At 59.8% G+C, this 19168-nt stretch carries 15 protein-coding genes; 4 read left to right on the forward strand and 11 right to left on the reverse strand.

The window, feature by feature from the left end; all coding sequences use genetic code 11:
- Positions 1–12 precede the first annotated feature (12 nt).
- From xylB to KKQ10_RS02230, 11 genes are all read right to left on the reverse strand, one after another.
- Positions 13–1509, reverse strand: coding sequence for a xylulokinase (xylB, locus tag KKQ10_RS02180; RefSeq protein ID WP_127647616.1), 1497 nt, complete (start codon positions 1507–1509; stop codon positions 13–15).
- A gap of 135 nt (positions 1510–1644) precedes the next feature.
- Positions 1645–3117, reverse strand: a complete 1473-nt coding sequence (locus KKQ10_RS02185; RefSeq protein ID WP_215500028.1) for a mannitol dehydrogenase family protein — start codon at positions 3115–3117, stop codon at positions 1645–1647.
- Between the two features lie 17 nt (positions 3118–3134).
- The gene (locus KKQ10_RS02190; RefSeq protein ID WP_215500029.1) at positions 3135–4238 is read right to left on the reverse strand and encodes an ABC transporter ATP-binding protein; all 1104 of its coding nucleotides are present in this window, start codon (positions 4236–4238) and stop codon (positions 3135–3137) included.
- 165 nt (positions 4239–4403) lie between these two features.
- Positions 4404–5234 (reverse strand): carbohydrate ABC transporter permease, encoded by an 831-nt coding sequence (locus tag KKQ10_RS02195; protein ID WP_003225143.1) that lies wholly within the window; start codon positions 5232–5234, stop codon positions 4404–4406.
- Positions 5235–5242: 8 nt separating this feature from the next.
- Positions 5243–6169 carry a carbohydrate ABC transporter permease gene (locus KKQ10_RS02200; protein WP_215500030.1) on the reverse strand — a complete coding sequence of 309 codons (927 nt, stop codon included), beginning with the start codon at positions 6167–6169 and terminating at the stop codon, positions 5243–5245.
- A gap of 154 nt (positions 6170–6323) precedes the next feature.
- The gene (locus KKQ10_RS02205; RefSeq protein WP_215500031.1) at positions 6324–7634 is read right to left on the reverse strand and encodes an ABC transporter substrate-binding protein; all 1311 of its coding nucleotides are present in this window, start codon (positions 7632–7634) and stop codon (positions 6324–6326) included.
- A 331-nt stretch (positions 7635–7965) separates the two neighbouring features.
- Positions 7966–8871 (reverse strand): AraC family transcriptional regulator, encoded by a 906-nt coding sequence (locus tag KKQ10_RS02210; protein ID WP_215500032.1) that lies wholly within the window; start codon positions 8869–8871, stop codon positions 7966–7968.
- A gap of 69 nt (positions 8872–8940) precedes the next feature.
- Entirely contained in the window at positions 8941–9816 is an 876-nt protein-coding gene (locus KKQ10_RS02215) for a phosphatidylinositol-specific phospholipase C domain-containing protein (RefSeq protein ID WP_215500033.1), read from the reverse strand.
- Between the two features lie 194 nt (positions 9817–10010).
- On the reverse strand, positions 10011–10889 hold the full coding sequence (locus KKQ10_RS02220) for a phosphatidylinositol-specific phospholipase C domain-containing protein (protein WP_252191444.1): 879 nt from the start codon (positions 10887–10889) through the stop codon (positions 10011–10013).
- A 122-nt stretch (positions 10890–11011) separates the two neighbouring features.
- Positions 11012–12322: a glycosyltransferase gene (locus KKQ10_RS02225; RefSeq protein WP_215500034.1), complete on the reverse strand. Its 1311-nt coding sequence runs from the start codon at positions 12320–12322 to the stop codon at positions 11012–11014.
- 82 nt (positions 12323–12404) lie between these two features.
- A complete protein-coding gene (locus tag KKQ10_RS02230; RefSeq protein WP_215500035.1) occupies positions 12405–12767 on the reverse strand; it encodes a response regulator in 363 nt (120 codons plus the stop codon).
- 260 nt (positions 12768–13027) lie between these two features.
- On the opposite strand from KKQ10_RS02230, the gene KKQ10_RS02235 reads away from it, so the two are divergent.
- The 4 genes from KKQ10_RS02235 to KKQ10_RS02250 are packed head-to-tail and all read left to right on the forward strand — an operon-like array spanning position 13028 to position 19138.
- Positions 13028–16507 carry a response regulator gene (locus tag KKQ10_RS02235; RefSeq protein ID WP_215500036.1) on the forward strand — a complete coding sequence of 1160 codons (3480 nt, stop codon included), beginning with the start codon at positions 13028–13030 and terminating at the stop codon, positions 16505–16507.
- Entirely contained in the window at positions 16507–17340 is an 834-nt protein-coding gene (locus tag KKQ10_RS02240) for a CheR family methyltransferase (RefSeq protein ID WP_127647596.1), read from the forward strand. Before KKQ10_RS02235 ends, KKQ10_RS02240 begins: the two co-directional genes overlap by 1 nt.
- On the forward strand, positions 17337–17930 hold the full coding sequence (locus tag KKQ10_RS02245) for a chemotaxis protein CheB (RefSeq protein WP_127647594.1): 594 nt from the start codon (positions 17337–17339) through the stop codon (positions 17928–17930). Before KKQ10_RS02240 ends, KKQ10_RS02245 begins: the two co-directional genes overlap by 4 nt.
- A complete protein-coding gene (locus KKQ10_RS02250; RefSeq protein WP_215500037.1) occupies positions 17924–19138 on the forward strand; it encodes a hybrid sensor histidine kinase/response regulator in 1215 nt (404 codons plus the stop codon). Before KKQ10_RS02245 ends, KKQ10_RS02250 begins: the two co-directional genes overlap by 7 nt.
- The last annotated feature ends 30 nt before the right edge of the window (positions 19139–19168 follow it).

Below are 19168 nucleotides of genomic sequence, written 5' to 3' on the forward strand. Positions count from 1 at the left end.
ATTGTTTGCTCTTTATAGGGTTGCGACATGCTGTTGATAGCGTTCATAGACCTGCTCGAACGCCGCGACATTGGCGGCCACCGGCAGGGTTTCACTGCTCAGGTCGAGCTTCACGCAGCGCTGACAGAGGTCGGCCAGGGTGTTTTCGTGGCCGTTCGACCATGACGTGCACCACGCTGCCTGAATCGCTGCGCCAAGGGCTGCGGCTTCGCTTTGCTCGGTGCAGATCACCGGGGTGTTCATGATGTCGGCGACGATCTGCCGCCATACCGCACTTTTCGAGCCGCCGCCGATCAGGCAAATGCTGCGGCTTTGTAAACCATTGTGGCGCAACAGATCCAGTCCATAACGCAAACCGAACGTGGTGCCTTCGACCACGGCGCGACACAGATTGGCCTGGGTCAGGTTGCTCAGGGTCAGGCCGTGCAGGCTGCCGGTGGCATGGGGCAGGGCGGGGACGCGCTCGCCATTGAGAAACGGCAGCATGCTCACACCCTCGGCGCCGATGGGCGACTGGGCGACGAGGGCGTTGAACTGTTCGAGGTCGAGGTCGAACAGTTCGCGGATCGCGCCAGTGGCGTTGGTCAAGTTCATGGTGCAGATCAGCGGCAGCCAGCCACCGCTGGACGAACAGAACGTCGCGACCGAGGCATCCGGACTGACCTTCGGCGCGTCGGCGTAGGCGTACACCGTGCCGGAGGAGCCGAGGCTCATGGTGATCGCGCCAGGCTGAATATTGCCAGTGCCGATGGCGCCCATCATGTTGTCGCCACCGCCGCTGGAGACCCGCGCAGCCGGGTTGAGGCCCAACTGTTCGGCGATCGCCGGCAGGAGCGTGCCGACCGCCTGATGTGCGTCGATCAGCTCGGGCAACGCCGCTTGCAGTCGACCCGTGGTGTCGATGTCGCGCAGCAGCTGCAAATCCCACTGACGGCTGCGCACGTTAAAATAGCCGGTGCCGGAGGCGTCGCCATACTCGCTGCAGGCACGGCCAGTGAGCCAGAAGTTCAGGTAGTCGTGGGGCAGCAGGATGCGCGCGATGCGCGAGAACAACGCCGGATGCTGTTCTTTGGTCCACAGCAGTTTCGACACGGTGTAGCCCGGCGCGATGACCACCCCGAGGCGCTCCAGCGAACCTTTTTCGCCGCCCAGGTGTTTGAGCAAACGGTCGTTTTCGTCAGCGGTCTCGGTGTCGCACCACAGCTTGGCCGGGCGCAGCACCTGACCCTGCTCGTCGAGCAAAACCAGACCGTGTTGCTGGCCGGAGACGCCGATGCCGAGGATCGCCTGACCGTCGACATGGGCGTCGAGCAAGGCACGCCGAGTGGCGAGGGCGAAGGCGTCCAGCCACTGTCGGGTGTCCTGCTCGCGCCGGCCGTTGGCGCCGCTGATCATCGTGTGCGGGGCGGCCCCCTGGCCGAGCACCTGACCGCTGGCGGCATCGAGGATGATCGCCTTGGTGCCTTGGGTGCCGCAGTCGATGCCGAGGAAGAGTTGTCGGGTTGTCACAGGAATGTCCTCAGGGTGTCAGGTTTGCCAAGATGAGGCCGCCATTCGCGAGCAGGCTCGCTCCCACATTTTGAAATGCGTTCCCCTGTGGGAGCGAGCCCGCTCGCGAAGGCGTCAGTAAAATCACCGTATTACTCAAGCCAAAATCCGCTCCAAAGTGCGTGTTACACCCACCTCCCGCAAGCTGTTGCAGCACCATTCGAACGCCGCAACAAACGCCGCTGAACGCGGAATCGCCGTGCCGAAGATCTCTTCCACCGCCAGCAACCGCTGGGTGATCAACGCATCATCGGCCACCAGTCCCTGACAGAACGCCGCGCGTGGATCGGGAATCGAATAGGTATCGCCATTCTCGTCCACACCCTTCAAGTACAGCGCCCAGGCCGCCACCACCAGCGCCGCGCGTTTGGTTTCACGCCCGTCGGCAATCAAGCGATTGATCGTCGAAATGGTGAACTTGGGAAACTTCGACGAGCCGTCCGAACACACCCGTTCCAGTTGATCGGCAATCGCCTGGTTGGAGAATCGTGCCACCAGCGTGTCTTTGTAGTCGGTCAGATCGATGCCCGGCACTGGCGAAAGTTGCGGGGTGACGTCGAGGTCCATGTAGGCGCGCATGTAACGCACGAACAGCGGGTCGTTCATGGTCTCGTGGACGAAACGATAGCCCTTCAGAAAGCCCAGGTAGGTCAGCGCCAGATGACTGCCGTTGAGTAGCTTGATCTTCATTTCCTCGTACGGCGAAACGTCGTCGGTGAACTGCACGCCGACCTGTTCCCAGGCCGGACGACCGTTGACGAATTTATCTTCCAGCACCCACTGCACGAAGGGCTCGCAGACCACCGGCCAGGCGTCGTCCACTGCGTGTTTGTCGGCCAGTTGCAGGCGGTGGGCGGTGCTGGTCATCGGCGTGATGCGGTCGACCATGGCGTTGGGGAAACTGACGTTCCGTTCGATCCAGTCGCGCAGCCCCGCGTTGCGCAGGGTGGCGAAGGCGAGCAGCGCCTTGCGGGTTACCGCGCCGTTGTGCGGCAGGTTATCGCAGGACATGATGGTGAACGCCGGCGTGCCTGCGCCACGGCGTTTCTCCAATGCGGCGCAGAGGAAACCGAACACGGTTGTCGGTGCGCCGGGGTGCTCCAGATCGTGCTGGATCTGCGGCAGGTGCGCCATGAATTCGCCGTTGCTGTCGTCGATGCAGTAACCGCCCTCGGTGATGGTCAGTGAGACGATGCGGATCTGCGGATCGGCGAGTTTGTCGATCAATGCCTGCGCGCCGTCTTCGGCCAGGAGCATGTCGCGGATGGCGCCGATCACGCGGACTTCGGTGTCGTCGCTGTCGCCGAGTTCGAACAGGGTGAACAGGTAATCCTGCTCCTTGAGATCGTCGCGGGCGCGGCGGTCTTCCGCGCGCAGGCCAACTCCGCAAATCGCCCAGTCCAGCGCCTGGCCGGTGTTCATCAGCGCATCGGTGTAATACGCCTGATGCGCGCGGTGGAAGCCACCGACGCCGATGTGCGCGATGCCCTGGCGGGTATCGCCGAGGCTATAAGCCGGCAGTTGCACTTCGGGGGCGAGGCGGTGCAGGTTGTGTTTGTTCAGTTTCATCGGGCAAGTCTCGAAATTCAGGCCGCCGCGCGCAGCGGGCGGGTCAGCGCCACGCCGTCGGCGTCGAACAGGTGGCAATGGCTGGCATTCAGGTGCAGGTTAAGCTGTTCGCCGTAGCGGCTCGCGAGGTCACCGCGCACGCGCATGGTCAGGGCTTCGCCAGCGTTGGTGGTGACGTGGCAGAAGGTGTCGCTGCCCAGGCGTTCGCTGACGTCGGCGGTGACCTGCAGGGCGCAGTCGCCCGGTTGCGCCAGTTCCAGATGCTCCGGGCGAATGCCCAGGGTCACTACGCTGCCGACGCTCAGGTTGGCGGCGTTGAACGGCAGGGTGATGCGGGTGCCGGTGTCCAGCGATACTTCGCAACTCTGGCCGTCGACCCGGGCGATCTTGCCCTTGAGGAAACCCATTTTCGGCGTGCCGAGGAAGCCGGCGACGAACAGATTGGCCGGGTTGTGATAGAGGTCCAGCGGCGAGCCGACCTGCTCGATCTTGCCGCCATTGAGCACCACAACCTTGTCGGCCATGGTCATCGCTTCGACCTGGTCGTGGGTCACGTAGATCATGGTTGCCTGCAGGTCCTTGTGCAGACGCAGCAGTTCCAGACGCATCTGCACCCGCAGGGCAGCGTCGAGGTTGGACAGCGGTTCGTCGAACAGGAAAATTTTCGGATTGCGCACAATCGCGCGGCCGATGGCGACACGTTGGCGCTGCCCGCCGGACAGTTGTTTTGGCTTGCGCTCCAGCATCGGCCCGAGTTCGAGAATCCGTGCCGCTTCGCCGACTTTCTTCTCGACTTCGGTTTTCGGTACGCCCGCCAGATCGAGGGCGAACGACATGTTTTTCTTCACGGTCATGTGCGGGTACAGCGCGTAGGTCTGGAACACCATCGCCAGATCGCGCTTGGCCGGGCTGACTTCGGTGATGTCGCGGCCATCGAGTTCGATGGTGCCGCCGCTGACTTCTTCCAGCCCGGCAATCAGCCGCAGCAGGGTGGATTTGCCGCAGCCGGACGGGCCGACGAAGACCACGAACTCCTTGTCGTTCACCTCAAGGTCGATGCCCTTGATGATGGAAAAACCTTCGAAGCCTTTTTGCAGATTCTTGATTTTCAGGTTGGCCATGATGATGGGCCTCCGCAATTTATTATTCAGTTGAACCGGATCGGCTTTTCTGTAGGAGTGAGCCTGCTCGCGATGGGGCCGTGTCAGTCGACATCATTGTTGAAAGACATTCCGCTATCGCGAGCAGGCTCACTCCTACAGGGGACGGGGTTGGGTTCGGGATGTTCATTTCACGGCGCCGAACGACAGGCCGCGCACCAGTTGTTTCTGGCTGATCCAGCCGAAAATCAGAATCGGCGCACAGGCCAGGGTCGAGACCGCCGACAACTTGGCCCAGAACAAACCTTCGGGGCTTGAGTACGAGGCGATCAACGCCGTCAGTGGCGCGGCTTTCGACGAAGTCAGGTTCAGCGACCAGAAGGCCTCGTTCCAGCACAGAATCAACGACAGCAGCACGGTCGAGGCGAGGCCGCCCTTGGCGATCGGCAGCAGTACGCGGACCATTTCCTGCCACAGGGTGGCGCCGTCGAGGCGGGCGGCTTCGAGGATGTCTTTGGGAATGTCCTTGAAGTAGGTGTAAATCATCCAGACCACGATCGGCAGGTTGATCAGGGTGTAGATCACGATCAGCGCGATGCGCGTGTCGAGCAGGCCGAAACTCTTGGCCAGCAGGTAGATCGGCATCAGCACGCCCACCGGCGGCAGCATCTTGGTCGAGAGCATCCACAGCAGCGTACCCTTGGTGCGCTGGGTTTCGTAGAACGCCATCGAGTACGCCGCCGGCACCGCGATCAGCAGGCACAGGGCCGTAGCGCTGAATGAGATCACTACCGAGTTCCAGGCGAAGCTGAAGTAATCGCTGCGCTCGTTGATGTGCAGATAGTTTTCCAGCGTCGGCGTGAAGATGAACTGCGGCGGCGTGGCGAACGCGTCGATTTCGGTCTTGAAGCTGGTCATCACCATCCAGAAGATCGGGAAGAAAATCACGATCGCGATGGCCCAGGCCAGGGTGCCGAGCAGCAGGCTTTGCAGCCGGCGGGATTGTTGAAGAGTCATGGCAGGCCTCAGGCTTTGTCAGTCAGGTTTTTGCCGATCATCCGCACCAGAATGATCGCGGCGATGTTGGCAATGACCACGGCAATCAAGCCGCCCGCCGACGCCATGCCGACGTCGAACTGCACCAGCGCCTGGTTGTAGATCAGGTAGGCGAGGTTGGTCGAGGCGTAGCCGGGGCCGCCGTTGGTGGTGGTGAAAATCTCGGCGAACACCGACAGCAGGAAGATCGTTTCGATCATCACCACCACGGCAATCGGTCGCGCCAGGTGCGGCAGGGTCAGGTGCCAGAAAATCGCGACGGGGCCGGCGCCATCCAGGCGCGCCGCTTCCTTTTGCTCCTGATCGAGGGACTGCATGGCGGTCATCAGGATCAGGATCGCGAAGGGCAGCCATTGCCACGAGACAATGATGATGATCGACAGCAGCGGGTAGTGCGCCAGCCAGTCCACCGGTTCGGCGCCGAACAGCCGCCAGACATAGGCGAGGATTCCCGAGACCGGGTGGAAAATCAGGTTCTTCCAGATCAGCGCCCCCACCGTGGGCATGATGAAGAACGGCGAGATCAGCATCACCCGCACGATGCCGCGGCCAAGAAACTCGCTGGCCTCGAGCAACGCACTGATCAGCACGCCGAACACCACGCTGATCAGCAGTACGCTGCCGACCAGCAACAGGGTGTTGGTGGCGCCGGGCAGGAAGCCTGAGTCGGTGAGGAAGTAGGTGAAGTTCTCCAGCCCGACGAATTCGTTCACACCCGGATCGAGCAGGTTGTAGCGAATCATCGAGAAGTAAATGGTCATGCCCAACGGCACGATCATCCACAGCAGCAACAGGGCTACCGAAGGGCTGACCAGAAACCAGCCGGGATTGGCCACACGGCTTTTGCGCTGGGGCTGGGTCAGGTCGATGTGGGCTTTGGCAGTTGAAGTATTCATGGTGATCACAACCGAGTCATACAGACCTATGGAGATCTAATGTAGGAGTGAGCCTGCTCGCGATAGCGGTGTTTCAGTCACCCATTGTGTTGAATGGGAAGCTGCCATCGCGAGCAGGCTCACTCCTACAAAAGGCAGGAGCGAGCTGTGGCGGTTACTTGGGATAACCGGCGCGCTTCATCTCGCGTTCGGTGGTTTGTTGCGCGGCGGCCAGGGCTTGGTCCACCGTGGTCTGGCCGATCAGTGCCGCCGAGAACAGTTTGCCGACCTGGGTGCCCACGCCCTGGAACTCAGGAATGGTCACCAACTGAATGCCGATGTAGGGCACCGGTTTCAGCGTCGGTTTGCTCGGGTCAGCTGCCTTGAGCGATTCCAGCGTGACCTTGGCGAACGGCGCGGCCGCCATGTAGGCGTCGCTGTAGGTCGAGGCGCGAGTGCCTGGGGGCACGTTGGCGATGCCATCGGTTTTGGCCACCAGCTCCCCGTATTCCTTGGACGTGGCCCAGGCGCTGAAGGCTTTTGCCGCGTCCTTGGCCTTGGAGCTGGTCGGAATCGCCAAGGCCCACGAGTACAGCCACGCCGAACCTTTATCGGTGACCTGATGTGGCGCGTAGGTGAAACCGACGTGATCGGCGACCTTGCTCTGGGACTTGTCGGTGACGAACGAGCCGGCGACGCTGGCGTCGACCCAGATCGCGCACTTGCCGCTGTTGAACAGCGCCAGGTTCTCGTTGAAACCGTTGCTGGAGGCGCCCGGCGGGCCGGATTTCTTCATGGTGTCGACGTAGAAATTCAGTGCGTTCTTCCACTCGGGGCCGTTGAATTGCGGCTGCCATTTCTCATCGAACCAGCGCGCGCCATAGGCGTTGGCGACGGTGGTGATCAGCGCCATGTTCTCGCCCCAACCGGCCTTGCCACGCAGGCAGATGCCGTACTGCTCTTTGTCCTTGTTGGTGAGTTTCTCGGCGAACCCGGCGATCTGTTCCCAGGTCGGGCGCTCAGGCATGGTCAGCCCGGCGTCCTTGAACAGGTCGGTGCGGTAGTAGGTGATCGAGCTTTCGGCGTAGAACGGCAGGGCGTACAGCGAGCCCTTGACCGAGAGGCCTTCGCGCACCGACGGGAATACATCGTCGAGGGCGTAATTGGCCGGCAGATCCTTCATCGGCTCCAGCCAGCCCTTGGCACCCCAGAGTGCCGCTTCGTACATGCCGATGGTCAACACGTCGAACTGGCCACCCTGGGTGGCGATGTCGGTGGTCAGGCGCTGGCGCAGGACGTTTTCTTCCAGCACCACCCAATTGAGCTTGATGTCCGGATGCTCGGTCTCGAAAGTTTTCGAGAGCTTTTGCATGCGAATCATGTCGCTGTTGTTGACGGTGGCGATGGTCAGGGTCTGGGCGCCAAGGCTGACGCTGCTGAGGGTCATGCAGGTGAGGGCAAGCAGAGCTTTTGCAGTGGGTTGCATCGTGCACTCCTTTTCTGCATCTGTTGGGAAGCAGAAGGACAGTTATTGTTTTTGTGTCTTCCGAATGCAGGAAGAATGTGCGCTGATTACAGCCCTCAATTGCCAGCCTGACAAATCATCCGTCGCACTCAAATCAATACTTTTTTGCACTGGGGATTGTAGGGGCCAACGCAGGGAAGGGCTTTTCAGCGGGGAGGGGATATCGAATCAGTACAGGTTTCATACAAGACTGTAGGAGTGAGCCTGCTCGCGAAAGCGGTGTGTCAGTTTGCAGATTAGTTGACTGATACACCGCTTTCGCGAGCAGGCTCACTCCTACAGGGGGCTGGTGTCAGCCCAGGTTTTGTTCGGTCAGGCGTTGTACGGCGAGGCGTCGATAGTGCGACGGCGTCATGCCCTTGAGCTGCTGGAAGCGCCGATTGAAATTGGAGATGTTGTTGAACCCCGACTCGAAACACACTTCGGTTACCGGTTTGTCGCCATCGGCCAGCAGTTCGCAGGATTTGCTGATGCGCAGGCGATTGACGAACTCGATGAAGTTGCGCCCGGTGGCCTGTTTGAACACGCGGCTGAAATAGGTCGGCTTCATCCCCAGATGCTCGGCGACTTCTTCCAGCGTCAGTTCCCGGGCGTAGTGGGTGAAGATGAAGTCGACGGCGCGGTTGGTGCGGTCGATGTTGTGCTCGTCGGCCAGTTGCGTGTTGGTGGCGCCGGACAGCAATTGATAATCGTCAGTCGCCGCCAGCAGTTCCATCAGGATGAAAAAGTGCCCGAGACGGGTGATGCCGCGCGTGTCGGCAATGCGCTGCATCAGCGTCATGGCCTGACGGATCATGTCTTTGTCTCGAAACTCGATGCCGTACTGCGCGCGCTCCAGCAGTGGCGCAAGGGTCTTGAGTTCGGCGAACACCTGATGCCCGCTGTCGAACAACTCGTCGGTGAAGTTCACCAGCATGTCGCGCTTTTCCACCACCTCGTCTTCGGCCACCTGGCTGATCCAGTTGTGCGGCAGATTGGGGCCGGTGAGAAACAGCGTTTGCGGATAGAAGTTGCCGATGTAGTCGCCGATGAACACCTTGCCGGAGCTGGCGACGATCAGGTGCAGTTCGTATTCCTTGTGAAAATGCCAACGCACCAGCGGGCAGGGGAAGCCGTGCTGGCGGTAGATGATGGACAACCCGTTATGGTCATCCATCAACTCGTAGGAAGGGTCGGTCACACGGGCTGTTCGGGTCATGTCAGGGCACTTTTCTTGTTATCGCCGGTCGATCATGCCCCTTTCTGCGCCCGCTGTGCCAGCCCCGGTTCAGCCGGATTCGTGCAGCGCCCGCCCATAGACGGCCTTCATGCTGTTGGCGACCCAGCAATAACGAACGATATCCGACTCATCGAAGAAGTCGGTGCTGATGATGCTGCAACGGGTTACCCAGTCCCGGGTGGTATGGAACCAGTCATTGATCTTGTGCTTGATGTCCGACGGGCCACCCAGCAACGAATAGCAGGTGACTGGCAGCGACCAGATGAAGGTTTCGTAGGGGGCGTCTTTCAGTGTGGTTTCGATGTGCCGTTCCAGCATAGCCGTGTCGGTGAACACCTGGCGGGTCCATTTGTGCGGGATCTGCGGCCAGAAATACTGGTCATCCAGACCCGGCGAGTGAGGCGCGGCCAGCACGATCCGGCGCCTGGCGCTGGCACGCTTGAGCTCACCCACCGTGCACATCGCGTCGGAGAACGGAATCAGTTGCGACCCGAGACGTCGCAGCATGAAGTCGTTCAGTCGCTGGTGAGCAAACGGTTTGTCGCCGTCGCCCAATTGGTGGAAATCCAGTAGAACGAATTCGTCGGGGTTTTGATCAAGGAATGCCGTCAGTGCCTCGACCAGTTCGTCGAGAAATCGATGGGACTGGTAACCGTTGTGATGAAAATAAAAATTCGGTCGCCCCGGGCTGTCGGTATACCCCAGGCGCAAATCGAATGCCCGGGCACCCTTTTCCAGTTGCCAGGCAAATGAACCGTTCTGGCAGGTGGTCCAGTTGCCCGGCACCAGTTTGTGGTTGGGCGCCTTCTTGTCCATGCCGCTGTTATGGCTGCCGGGCCAGACGATATCGGTCAACTTGAGCTGTTCGATATCCAGTACATGGCTCATCCATTTGTGCGTGTCGAATACTGCTGTGCTGCTCATCGCGACTTCCTGTCCATGCTCCCCCCATCCTTGGGGGCGAGGCTGTTGATGTGACAGATGCCGTTTGCGGCGGCATCCGATTGTTCGCCAATTGTGGGTGAACATGAATCACAGCATACGAATAGCGGGAAGTCTGTCCAGCGGTGGCAACATCTGCTAAAGAATAGCCAATGTATGGCACCCGGTAGCGCAAGTCAGAGGTGGCCGGACTTGATCATGTTTGCGATGCGGCAAAACGAGACAAGGCGCGATTCCTCAATGAAGTCGACATTGACGATATTGCACTTGAGCAGCCAGTCGCTTTTAGCCGGATCGAACCAGTTATCCAAAGCGAAATGAATGTCCACCGGACCGCCCAGCAGCGCGAAACTGGTGGCCGACAGCGACCAGGGACGATAGGGCGAAGGTGGGGACGCCATCACTTCTGCGATGTACTTTTGCAGGTCACTGGCGCTGGGCGTTTGTGTACCGATCCAGGCATGCTCGATCTGGTCGTTGAACCATTCAAAGTCCAGGTCGTGATGCCAGTCGGCATGAACCACTACGCGCTGCGAAGGGCTGATTTCCTTTAATTGTCCGAGGCTTGAATAACGGTTTCTTGCCGGAATGAGTCTGTCGCGCAGGAAATGTAAGATCATCTTGTTGAACCAGGCGAAGTCAAAAGGTTGATCCCCACCTTTCAACTCATGAAAGTCCAGCACAATGAACTCATCGGGGTTGTCATTAAGAAAGCGTTCTACATCGGTTACCAGGTTGCCCAAGGTGCGCGACGACAGAAAACCATTGTGCTGAATTTGCAGCTTGCCAAGGCCTTCGCCGTCGCTGTTGAACACCAGTCTGATATCCAGCGCCCGCGCACCGTTATTCAGTTGCTCATAAAATGACGTGTGCTGACAGGCCACCCAGTGCGCACCGGGTATCAGCGCGTAAGAGGCGTTCCAGTCGCAGCCGGCATTATGAGTGCCGGGCAATGTCAGCCTGTGCAGTGAGAGATTATCAATCCCGGGTGTAGTGCTCATCCAGTTATTTAGCGAGTTGTTGAGTAAGTTGCTGTCCAGTGTCGAATTTTGCATATCCGCCTTCCTTGATTGAATAATAAATAACTCGCCGCTGATAGGGCGGTAAGTTATTTATTTTTAATGGATGGGAAGTTGAATAGGCAAGGCGCGGATTGATGCCGGATATATGTTGGTTTTTATGACGCTTGAGTATCTGTGTTATTGCGGTTCTTTGCCTCGATCCATTGCGACATGTATTGCGTGCTCTTATGGTGATGGTGGCGCAACATGCTGCCAGTGAAGTTGGCTTTTCTGAGTGGCTTCAAGTTCTTCATGCACTGTTGCAACCTGTCAATCAATGCCGGTCCATGAACGGACTTGCGGTAACGCTCGGCCAATAATGTCTGACCGGCCAATCGAGCCTGATTCCACAGCGTTTCGTCCTGATACAACTGCACCGCCTGATCAGCCAGTGCCTGCGCGCTGCAGGCCACGGCGCCGGGCCAGGGCAGGTCACCGTGCATCGCTTCGGCGCCGATCGGCGTGGTGACCGACGGCGTACCGCACAGCATCGCATCGACGATTTTGCCTTTGATGCCGGCGCCGAAACGCAACGGTGCCAGACACACGCGCGCGTCCGACATGACTTGCAGGGCGTCTTCGGCCCAGTTCATCACATGAAACCCCTGCGCCGGATTGTGCAGGGCGGTGGCCTTGGGCGGCGTGTAGGCGCCATAAATGTGCAGCTGCGCGTGGGGCAGGCGTGCGCGGATCAATGGCCAGATCGTGGTTTTCATCCAGAGCACGGCGTCCCAGTTGGGCGCGTGACGGAAATTGCCGATGCTCAGGAAGTGCGCGCGTTCTTCGAAGGTCCGATGCTCGCCTTGCGGCAGGTCGATCATCAGCGGGCATTCATGCAACAGGTTGCGCGGCAGGCCGAACTGCTCCACCAGTAATTGGATTTCGACTTCGGAAATTATCAGGTTCAGATCGCAACGATACAGCGCGGCGATTTCCCGTTTGGCCATGTCACTGTCAGCCATCAATTCGAATTCTTCGTGCAACGCCGGCGCAAACAGCGGCGTGAAATCCTGGTCGTCCGGGGCGTCCTTCAGACGTTCCTTGAGCCGCAGGTGCCGGGCATGTCGCAGGCTTTGCAGATCGGAGGTTTCCAGGACCCGCAGGGCGTTCGGGCACTGTTTCTCGACGCGCCAGCCGAACTGTTCTTCCATCATGAACTGGTCGAACAAGACAATATCCGGGGCCAGTTCGCTGACGAAATCATCGAAGCTGCTGTTGTTCAGTTCGATCGCTACTTCGCGAATGCCCAGCGCGCCCAGGTCAGCCTTGTGCTCGCCCGGGCCGGCCGGGCTGCTGAAGGTAATGTCCCAGCCTTGTTCGAGAAAGGTCTCGAGGATTTGCATGACGTGCCCGCTGGCCGCCGAAGAACGGGGTTCGGGCCAGACGTAGCCGATGACCAGAACTTTGGTTGCCAGGGGTGCAGTCATTGACGGGTATTCCTTGAAGACAGGCGGCTGAAAATGGGGCGCAATTAGACCACATCTGCAGGCGCTGCCGGATCAAGGCGTGTTACTGGCCGAGTATGGCCTTGACCTTGTCGCGCAACTGATCAATCGAAAACGGCTTGCCGATCACGTGCATGTCAGCCGGCACGACGATGCTTTCGGCATAACCGCTGGCAAACAGGATGGGCAGTGCCGGGCGCAGTTTACGTGCTTTCTCGGCCAGCTCACGGCCGTCCATGCCTGGCAGGCCGACATCAGTCATCATCAAATTGATCGACTGGTTCGAGTCTGCGAGAAAGTCTAGCGCCTGCTCGCTGCCGTCAGCCTCCCGCACAGTGAACTCCAGCTCCTCCAGCACATCGACGATGAGCGTGCGCACGATGTCGTCGTCTTCAACTACCAGGATGATGGGCGCTAGGGTGGACATATTGAAGGCTCTCAAGAAAGGAATGCGGGGTCTCGGCCGGTCGAAAGTGCCGGGCTCTTGCATGAGTAAGTGGCGCATGGCCACAAGTTCCCCGATCGCTGCAAAAAGATTAGCTGCAATCGGGGCCGCAAGGATAACTGTTGGTCGATCGACAAGCGCAGCAAATGTAAGAAATTGCCGCCAAGACTGTGAGAAAAATGGATCCATGTCGCGGTTTTGGGGCAAACTCCCGGGTTTCAACAGTTCGACAAGGCTGCCCCATGTCCTCTCCGTCCTCGGTTGATGAACGCCGCTTCCGCAAGCTCCTGACCCGCAACATCGGCTTGCCGTTGGGCGTCGGTGCGATCAGCGCGGTGTTCTTTGTCTCGCTGATCAGCTATTTGCTGTCGGTGATCCAGTGGGTGGAGCACACTGACCGCGTGATCAACAACGCCAACGAAGCGGTGAAACTCACCGTGGACCTGGAAACCGGCATGCGCGGTTTCCTGCTCAGCGGCGACGAGCATTTCCTTGACCCGTACGAGACCGCCAAGCCGCGGATCAACGTCGCGCTCACCACCTTGCTTGAGCTGACCGCTGACAACCCGGTGCAGACCGACCGTCTGCGGCGTTTGCAGGCGTTGCAGACCGAGTGGAGCAACTATGCGCAATCGATGATCGATCTGCAGCGCTCCAGTGGTGACTACAAGGCCGCCGTCAAGGCCGGGCGCGGCAAGCGCCTGACCGATGAGATTCGCAAGCAATTCGAAGACGTGATCGACATGGAGCAGCAGTTGCGTGCATCACGCAACGAAGACGTGCGCCGCACCACGATCTGGAGCATTTCCCTGTATTTGCTGTTTATTGCCGGCATCAGCGGTTTGCTGGCGTATGTCGGTCGGCGTGATCTGGTCAGCCTGTCGGATAGCTACAGCGCAACCCTCGCTGCGCAACAAGCCAGTGCCGAACGCCTGGAGCGTCAGGCGTGGATGCGCAGCGGTCAGACCGAGCTGGCGGAGCAGGTGCTGGGGCAACTGACGCTCAATCTGCTGGGGCGCAACATCCTGCAGTTCTGTGCGCAGTATCTGGGCTCGGCGGTAGCGGCGCTGTATGTGCGCGAAGAGCACGGTGGCCTGAAACGGGTGGCGTCCTACGGGTTCTCCCGCGAACAGGAAGAGCAGGGGCAGTCGATCTACAGCGGTGAAGGCATTGTCGGCCAAGTGGCTCAGGAAGGGCGCCTGATTCGTCTGGATTCGGTGCCGTCGGACTATTTCAAGGTCAGTTCCGGCCTGGGCGAAGGCCTGCCACACAGCGTGCTGGTGGTCCCGACCAGTGATGACGACCGGGTCAACGGTGTGATCGAGCTGGGCTTCCTGCGCCCGCTGACCCGGCGCGATGTCGAGTTGCTCGAACTGATTGCCGGCAATATCGGCACCTCGATCGAAGCGGCGCGCTATCGCCAGCGCCTGCAGGAAGTGCTGGCCGAAACCCAGCAGCTCAACGAAGAGTTGCAGGTGCAGCAGGAAGAACTCAAGACCGCCAACGAAGAGCTGGAAGAACAGTCGCGCATTCTCAAGGAATCCCAGGCGCACCTGGAAACCCAGCAGGTCGAACTGGAACAGACCAACGAGCAACTGGCCGAGCAGCGCGACGCCATGGACCTGAAGAACACCGAACTCAATCAGGCCCAGATACAACTCGAAGAACGCGCCGAAGAGCTGCAGCGTTCGAGCAAGTACAAGTCCGAATTCCTCGCCAACATGTCCCATGAACTGCGCACGCCGTTGAACAGTTCGCTGATCCTCGCCAAGTTGCTGGCGGAAAATCCTCAGGACAACCTGACGGCCGAACAGGTAAAATTTGCCGAGTCGATCTATTCCGCCGGCAATGACTTGCTGAACCTGATCAATGACATTCTCGACATTTCCAAAGTCGAGGCCGGCAAGCTGGAAGTGATTCCGGAAAACACCAGCGTCGCGCGCCTGGCGGACGGCCTGCGCAGCGTGTTCGAGCCACTGGCGGCGGACAAGCGACTGACGTTCAGCGTCGACTTGCAACCGGGCGCCCCGGCCATGCTGTTCACCGACCGCCAGCGTCTGGAGCAGGTGATCAAGAACCTGCTGTCCAACGCCATCAAGTTCACCGAACACGGCGCTGTCAGCCTGACCATCAGTGGGCAGCCGGACGAGCGCATTGCCTTTGACGTGCGTGACTCCGGCATCGGTATCGCGGCCGATCAACTGGAAAGCATCTTCGAAGCGTTCCGCCAGGCCGACGGCACCACCAACCGCAAATACGGCGGCACCGGCCTGGGCTTGTCGATTTCCCGCGATCTGGCCGCCTTGCTCGGTGGCTCGATCAGCGTCAGCAGCACGCCGGGGCAGGGTAGCGTCTTCACTCTGGTGTTGCCGCAGCAATACCATGATTCGGGTGAGGCGCCGTCTGTACCGTTGACCTTTACTCCGCCGCCGGTCAGCGCCCCGGCACCGGTTGCGCCGCCCTCGATCGCCGTGTCGCCAATGGCCCCGGTGCACATCCCGCGTTTCGCCGACGACCGTGGCAAGGCGCCGTTCGCCACCCGCTGCATTCTGGTGGTGGAAGACGAACCGAATTTCGCCCACATCCTCTATGACCTGGCCCATGAGTTGGGCTATCAGTGCCTGGTCGCCCACGGCGCGGACGAAGGTTACGACCTGGCCCGCGAGTTCGTCCCGGACGCGATTCTGCTCGACATGCGCCTGCCGGATCATTCCGGGCTGACCGTGCTGCAGCGCCTGAAAGAACACGCCGAAACCCGGCACATTCCGGTCCACGTGATTTCCGTCGAGGATCGTGTCGAAGCGGCCATGCACATGGGCGCCATCGGCTATGCGGTCAAACCGACCACTCGCGAAGAACTGAAGGATGTATTCGCCCGTCTGGAAGCCAAGCTGACCCAGAAGGTCAAGCGCGTGCTGCTAGTCGAAGATGACGATCTGCAACGTGAAAGCATTGCCCGCCTGATCGGTGACGAGGACATCGAAATCACCGCCGTCGGCCTCGCGCAGGAAGCGCTGGAGAAGCTGCGCACGACGATTTACGACTGCATGGTGATCGACCTGAAGTTGCCGGACATGCTGGGCAACGATCTGCTCAAGCGCATGTCTACCGAGGATATCTGCTCGTTCCCGCCGGTCATCGTCTACACCGGGCGCAACCTGACCCGCGATGAAGAAGCCGAGCTGCGCAAGTATTCGCGCTCGATCATCATCAAGGGCGCGCGCTCGCCGGAGCGGCTGCTGGACGAGGTGACACTCTTTCTGCACAAAGTCGAATCGCAGTTGTCCCATGAACGGCAGAAGATGCTCAAGACCGCTCGCAGCCGCGACAAGGTCTTTGAAGGCCGCAAGGTGCTGCTGGTGGACGACGATGTGCGCAACATCTTCGCCCTGACCAGCGCGCTGGAGCACAAGGGCGCCGTGGTGGTGATCGGTCGCAATGGTCGTGAGGCGATTGATAGGTTGAATGAAGTCGAGGACATCGATCTGGTGCTGATGGACGTAATGATGCCGGAGATGGATGGCTTTGAAGCCACCATTGAAATCCGCAAGGATCCGCGCTGGCGCAAGCTGCCGATCATTGCGGTGACGGCCAAGGCCATGAAGGACGATCAGGAGCGCTGCCTGCAGGCGGGCGCCAACGATTACCTGGCCAAGCCCATTGATCTGGATCGCCTGTTCTCGTTGATTCGCGTGTGGTTACCGAAGATGGAACGCATTTAGTGGAAAGCCGTCACTCTGCCGAGCGCAACAGCGAAATCGAATTGCGGTTGCTGATCGAGGCTATCTACCTCAAGTACAGCTACGATTTTCGGGATTACTCGGGCGCATCGATCAAGCGCCGGGTGCAACACGCCTTGAGCCAGTTCGAATGCGCGACCATTTCAGCGTTGCAGGAGAAAGTGCTGCACGATCCGACCGCGTTCATGCAGTTGCTGCAGTTGCTGACGATCCCGGTCAGCGAGATGTTTCGCGATCCGTCGCACTTTCTGGCGATCCGCAAGGAAGTGGTGCCGCTGCTGCGCACCTATCCGTCGTTGAAGATCTGGATCGCCGGGTGCAGCACGGGTGAGGAGGTTTATTCGATGGCGATCCTGCTGCGCGAAGAAGGCCTGCTCGACCGCACGATCATCTACGCCACCGACATCAACCCGCGCTCGCTGGACAAGGCCAAGCAGGGGATTTTCTCGATGGAAAACGTGCGGGCCTACACCGCCAATTATCAGCAGGCCGGTGGCCAGCGCTCGTTCGCCGATTACTACACGGCCGCCTACGGCTACGCGATTTTCGACAAGAGCCTGTGTGAGAACGTGACCTTTGCCGACCACAGTCTGGCGACGGACAGCGTGTTCTCCGAAACCCAGTTGATTTCCTGCCGCAACGTGCTGATTTACTTCAACAAGAAACTTCAGGACCGCGCGTTCGGCCTGTTTCACGAATCGTTGTGTCATCGTGGCTTTCTGGTGCTGGGCAGCAAAGAGACGCTGGATTTTTCCGGCTACGCGAACCAGTTCGAACCGTTGGTCAAACAAGAACGGATCTACCGCAAATTATGAACGATGCTGTGGATTTGCCTCGTGTCGAGGCCATCGTGGTCGGTGCTTCGGCCGGCGGGGTCGAGGCTCTGCTGACATTGCTGGCGCCGCTGCGCCCGGGTTACGTGCTGCCGATCATCGTCGTGTTGCACCTGCCGGAGGAGCGCCGCAGTCAGTTGGCCGAGGTGTTCTCCCGGCGCCTGATGCTGCCGGTGGAAGAGGCGACGGACAAGCAGGACATCGTGCCCGGCACGGTTTATTTCGCGACCCCCGGATATCACTTGTCGGTGGAGCAGGATCGCAGTCTGTCGCTGAGTCTTGAAGACCGCGTACACCACTCCCGACCGGCCATCGATTACCTGTTCGAATCGGCCGCCGACGTCTATGGCGAGTCGCTGGCCGCTGTGCTGCTGACCGGCGCCAACCACGATGGCGCTCGCGGCCTGGCGCAAGTCAAGCAGCGCGGCGGGCTGACCATCGTTCAGGACCCACAAGATGCACAGGTCGCCACCATGCCTCAGGCTGCGTTGAAGATTCAGCAGCCCGACCATGTCCTACCCATTCACGGCATCGGCCGTCTGCTTGTCGAGCTGGAACGAATCGCATGCTGAGTAATATCCAGGCCAAATTGCTGATCGTCGACGATCTGCCGGAGAACCTGCTGGCCCTCGAAGCGCTGATCAAGCGCGAGGACCGCACGGTCTATAAGGCGCTGTCGGCGGACGAAGCCCTGTCGCTGCTGCTGCAACACGAGTTCGCCATGGCCATCCTCGACGTGCAGATGCCGGGCATGAACGGCTTCGAACTCGCCGAGCTGATGCGCGGCACCGAGAAAACCAAGAACATCCCGATCATTTTCGTCAGCGCCGCCGGCCGTGAACTGAACTACGCGTTCAAGGGTTACGAGAGCGGGGCGGTGGACTTCCTGCACAAGCCGCTGGACATCCACGCGGTGAAGAGCAAGGTCAACGTGTTCGTCGACCTGTACCGCCAGAGCAAGGCCATGAAGCAACAGGTCGAAGCCCTGGAGCAGGCCCGCCGCGAACAGGAGGCGTTGCTGCAACAACTGCAGAGCACGCAGCTGGAACTGGAGCAGGCGGTGCGCATGCGCGATGACTTCATGTCAATCGTCGCCCACGAAGTGCGCACACCGCTCAATGGCCTGATACTCGAAACCCAGTTGCGCAAGATGCACCTGGCGCGGGACAACGCCGCCGCGTTTACCCTCGACAAGATGCACGCGATGGTCGATCGCGACGAGCGCCAGATCAAAAGTCTGATCCGCCTGATCGAAGACATGCTCGACGTTTCGCGGATTCGCACCGGCAAGCTGTCGATCCGGCCGAATCGCTTCGACCTGACGCAACTGGTGGGCAACCTGCTGCAGAGTTTTGCGCCGCAAATGGAAGCGGCCGAGACCGAAGTCACCTTCAGCGCGCCAGAGCCGGTGGAAGGTCATTGGGACGAGTTCCGTATCGAGCAGGTGGTGTCCAATCTGCTGACCAACGCCTTGCGTTATGGGGGGCGCAGCCCGATTCAAGTGCGTGTTTACCGTGAGGGCGACGAGGCGCGGGTCGAGGTTCAGGATCGCGGCATCGGTATCAGTGAAGAGAACCAGAAACGTATTTTTCAGCAGTTCGAACGGGTCTCCGCCAAGACGGTAGTGGCTGGTCTCGGACTGGGTCTGTTCATTTCCGAGCAGATCGTCGCCGCCCATGGCGGCTCCATCGTCGTCGAGAGTCAAATCAACGAAGGCGCCCTGTTTCGCGTTTGTCTGCCAATCCAGGAAAACGGCATATCCGACGCAACCTCTGATTGACCGCACGGTCGTATCAGCAGCTATTGACCG

This window comes from Pseudomonas sp. MG-9 (assembly GCF_018729515.1).
GTDB lineage: Bacteria > Pseudomonadota > Gammaproteobacteria > Pseudomonadales > Pseudomonadaceae > Aquipseudomonas > Aquipseudomonas serboccidentalis.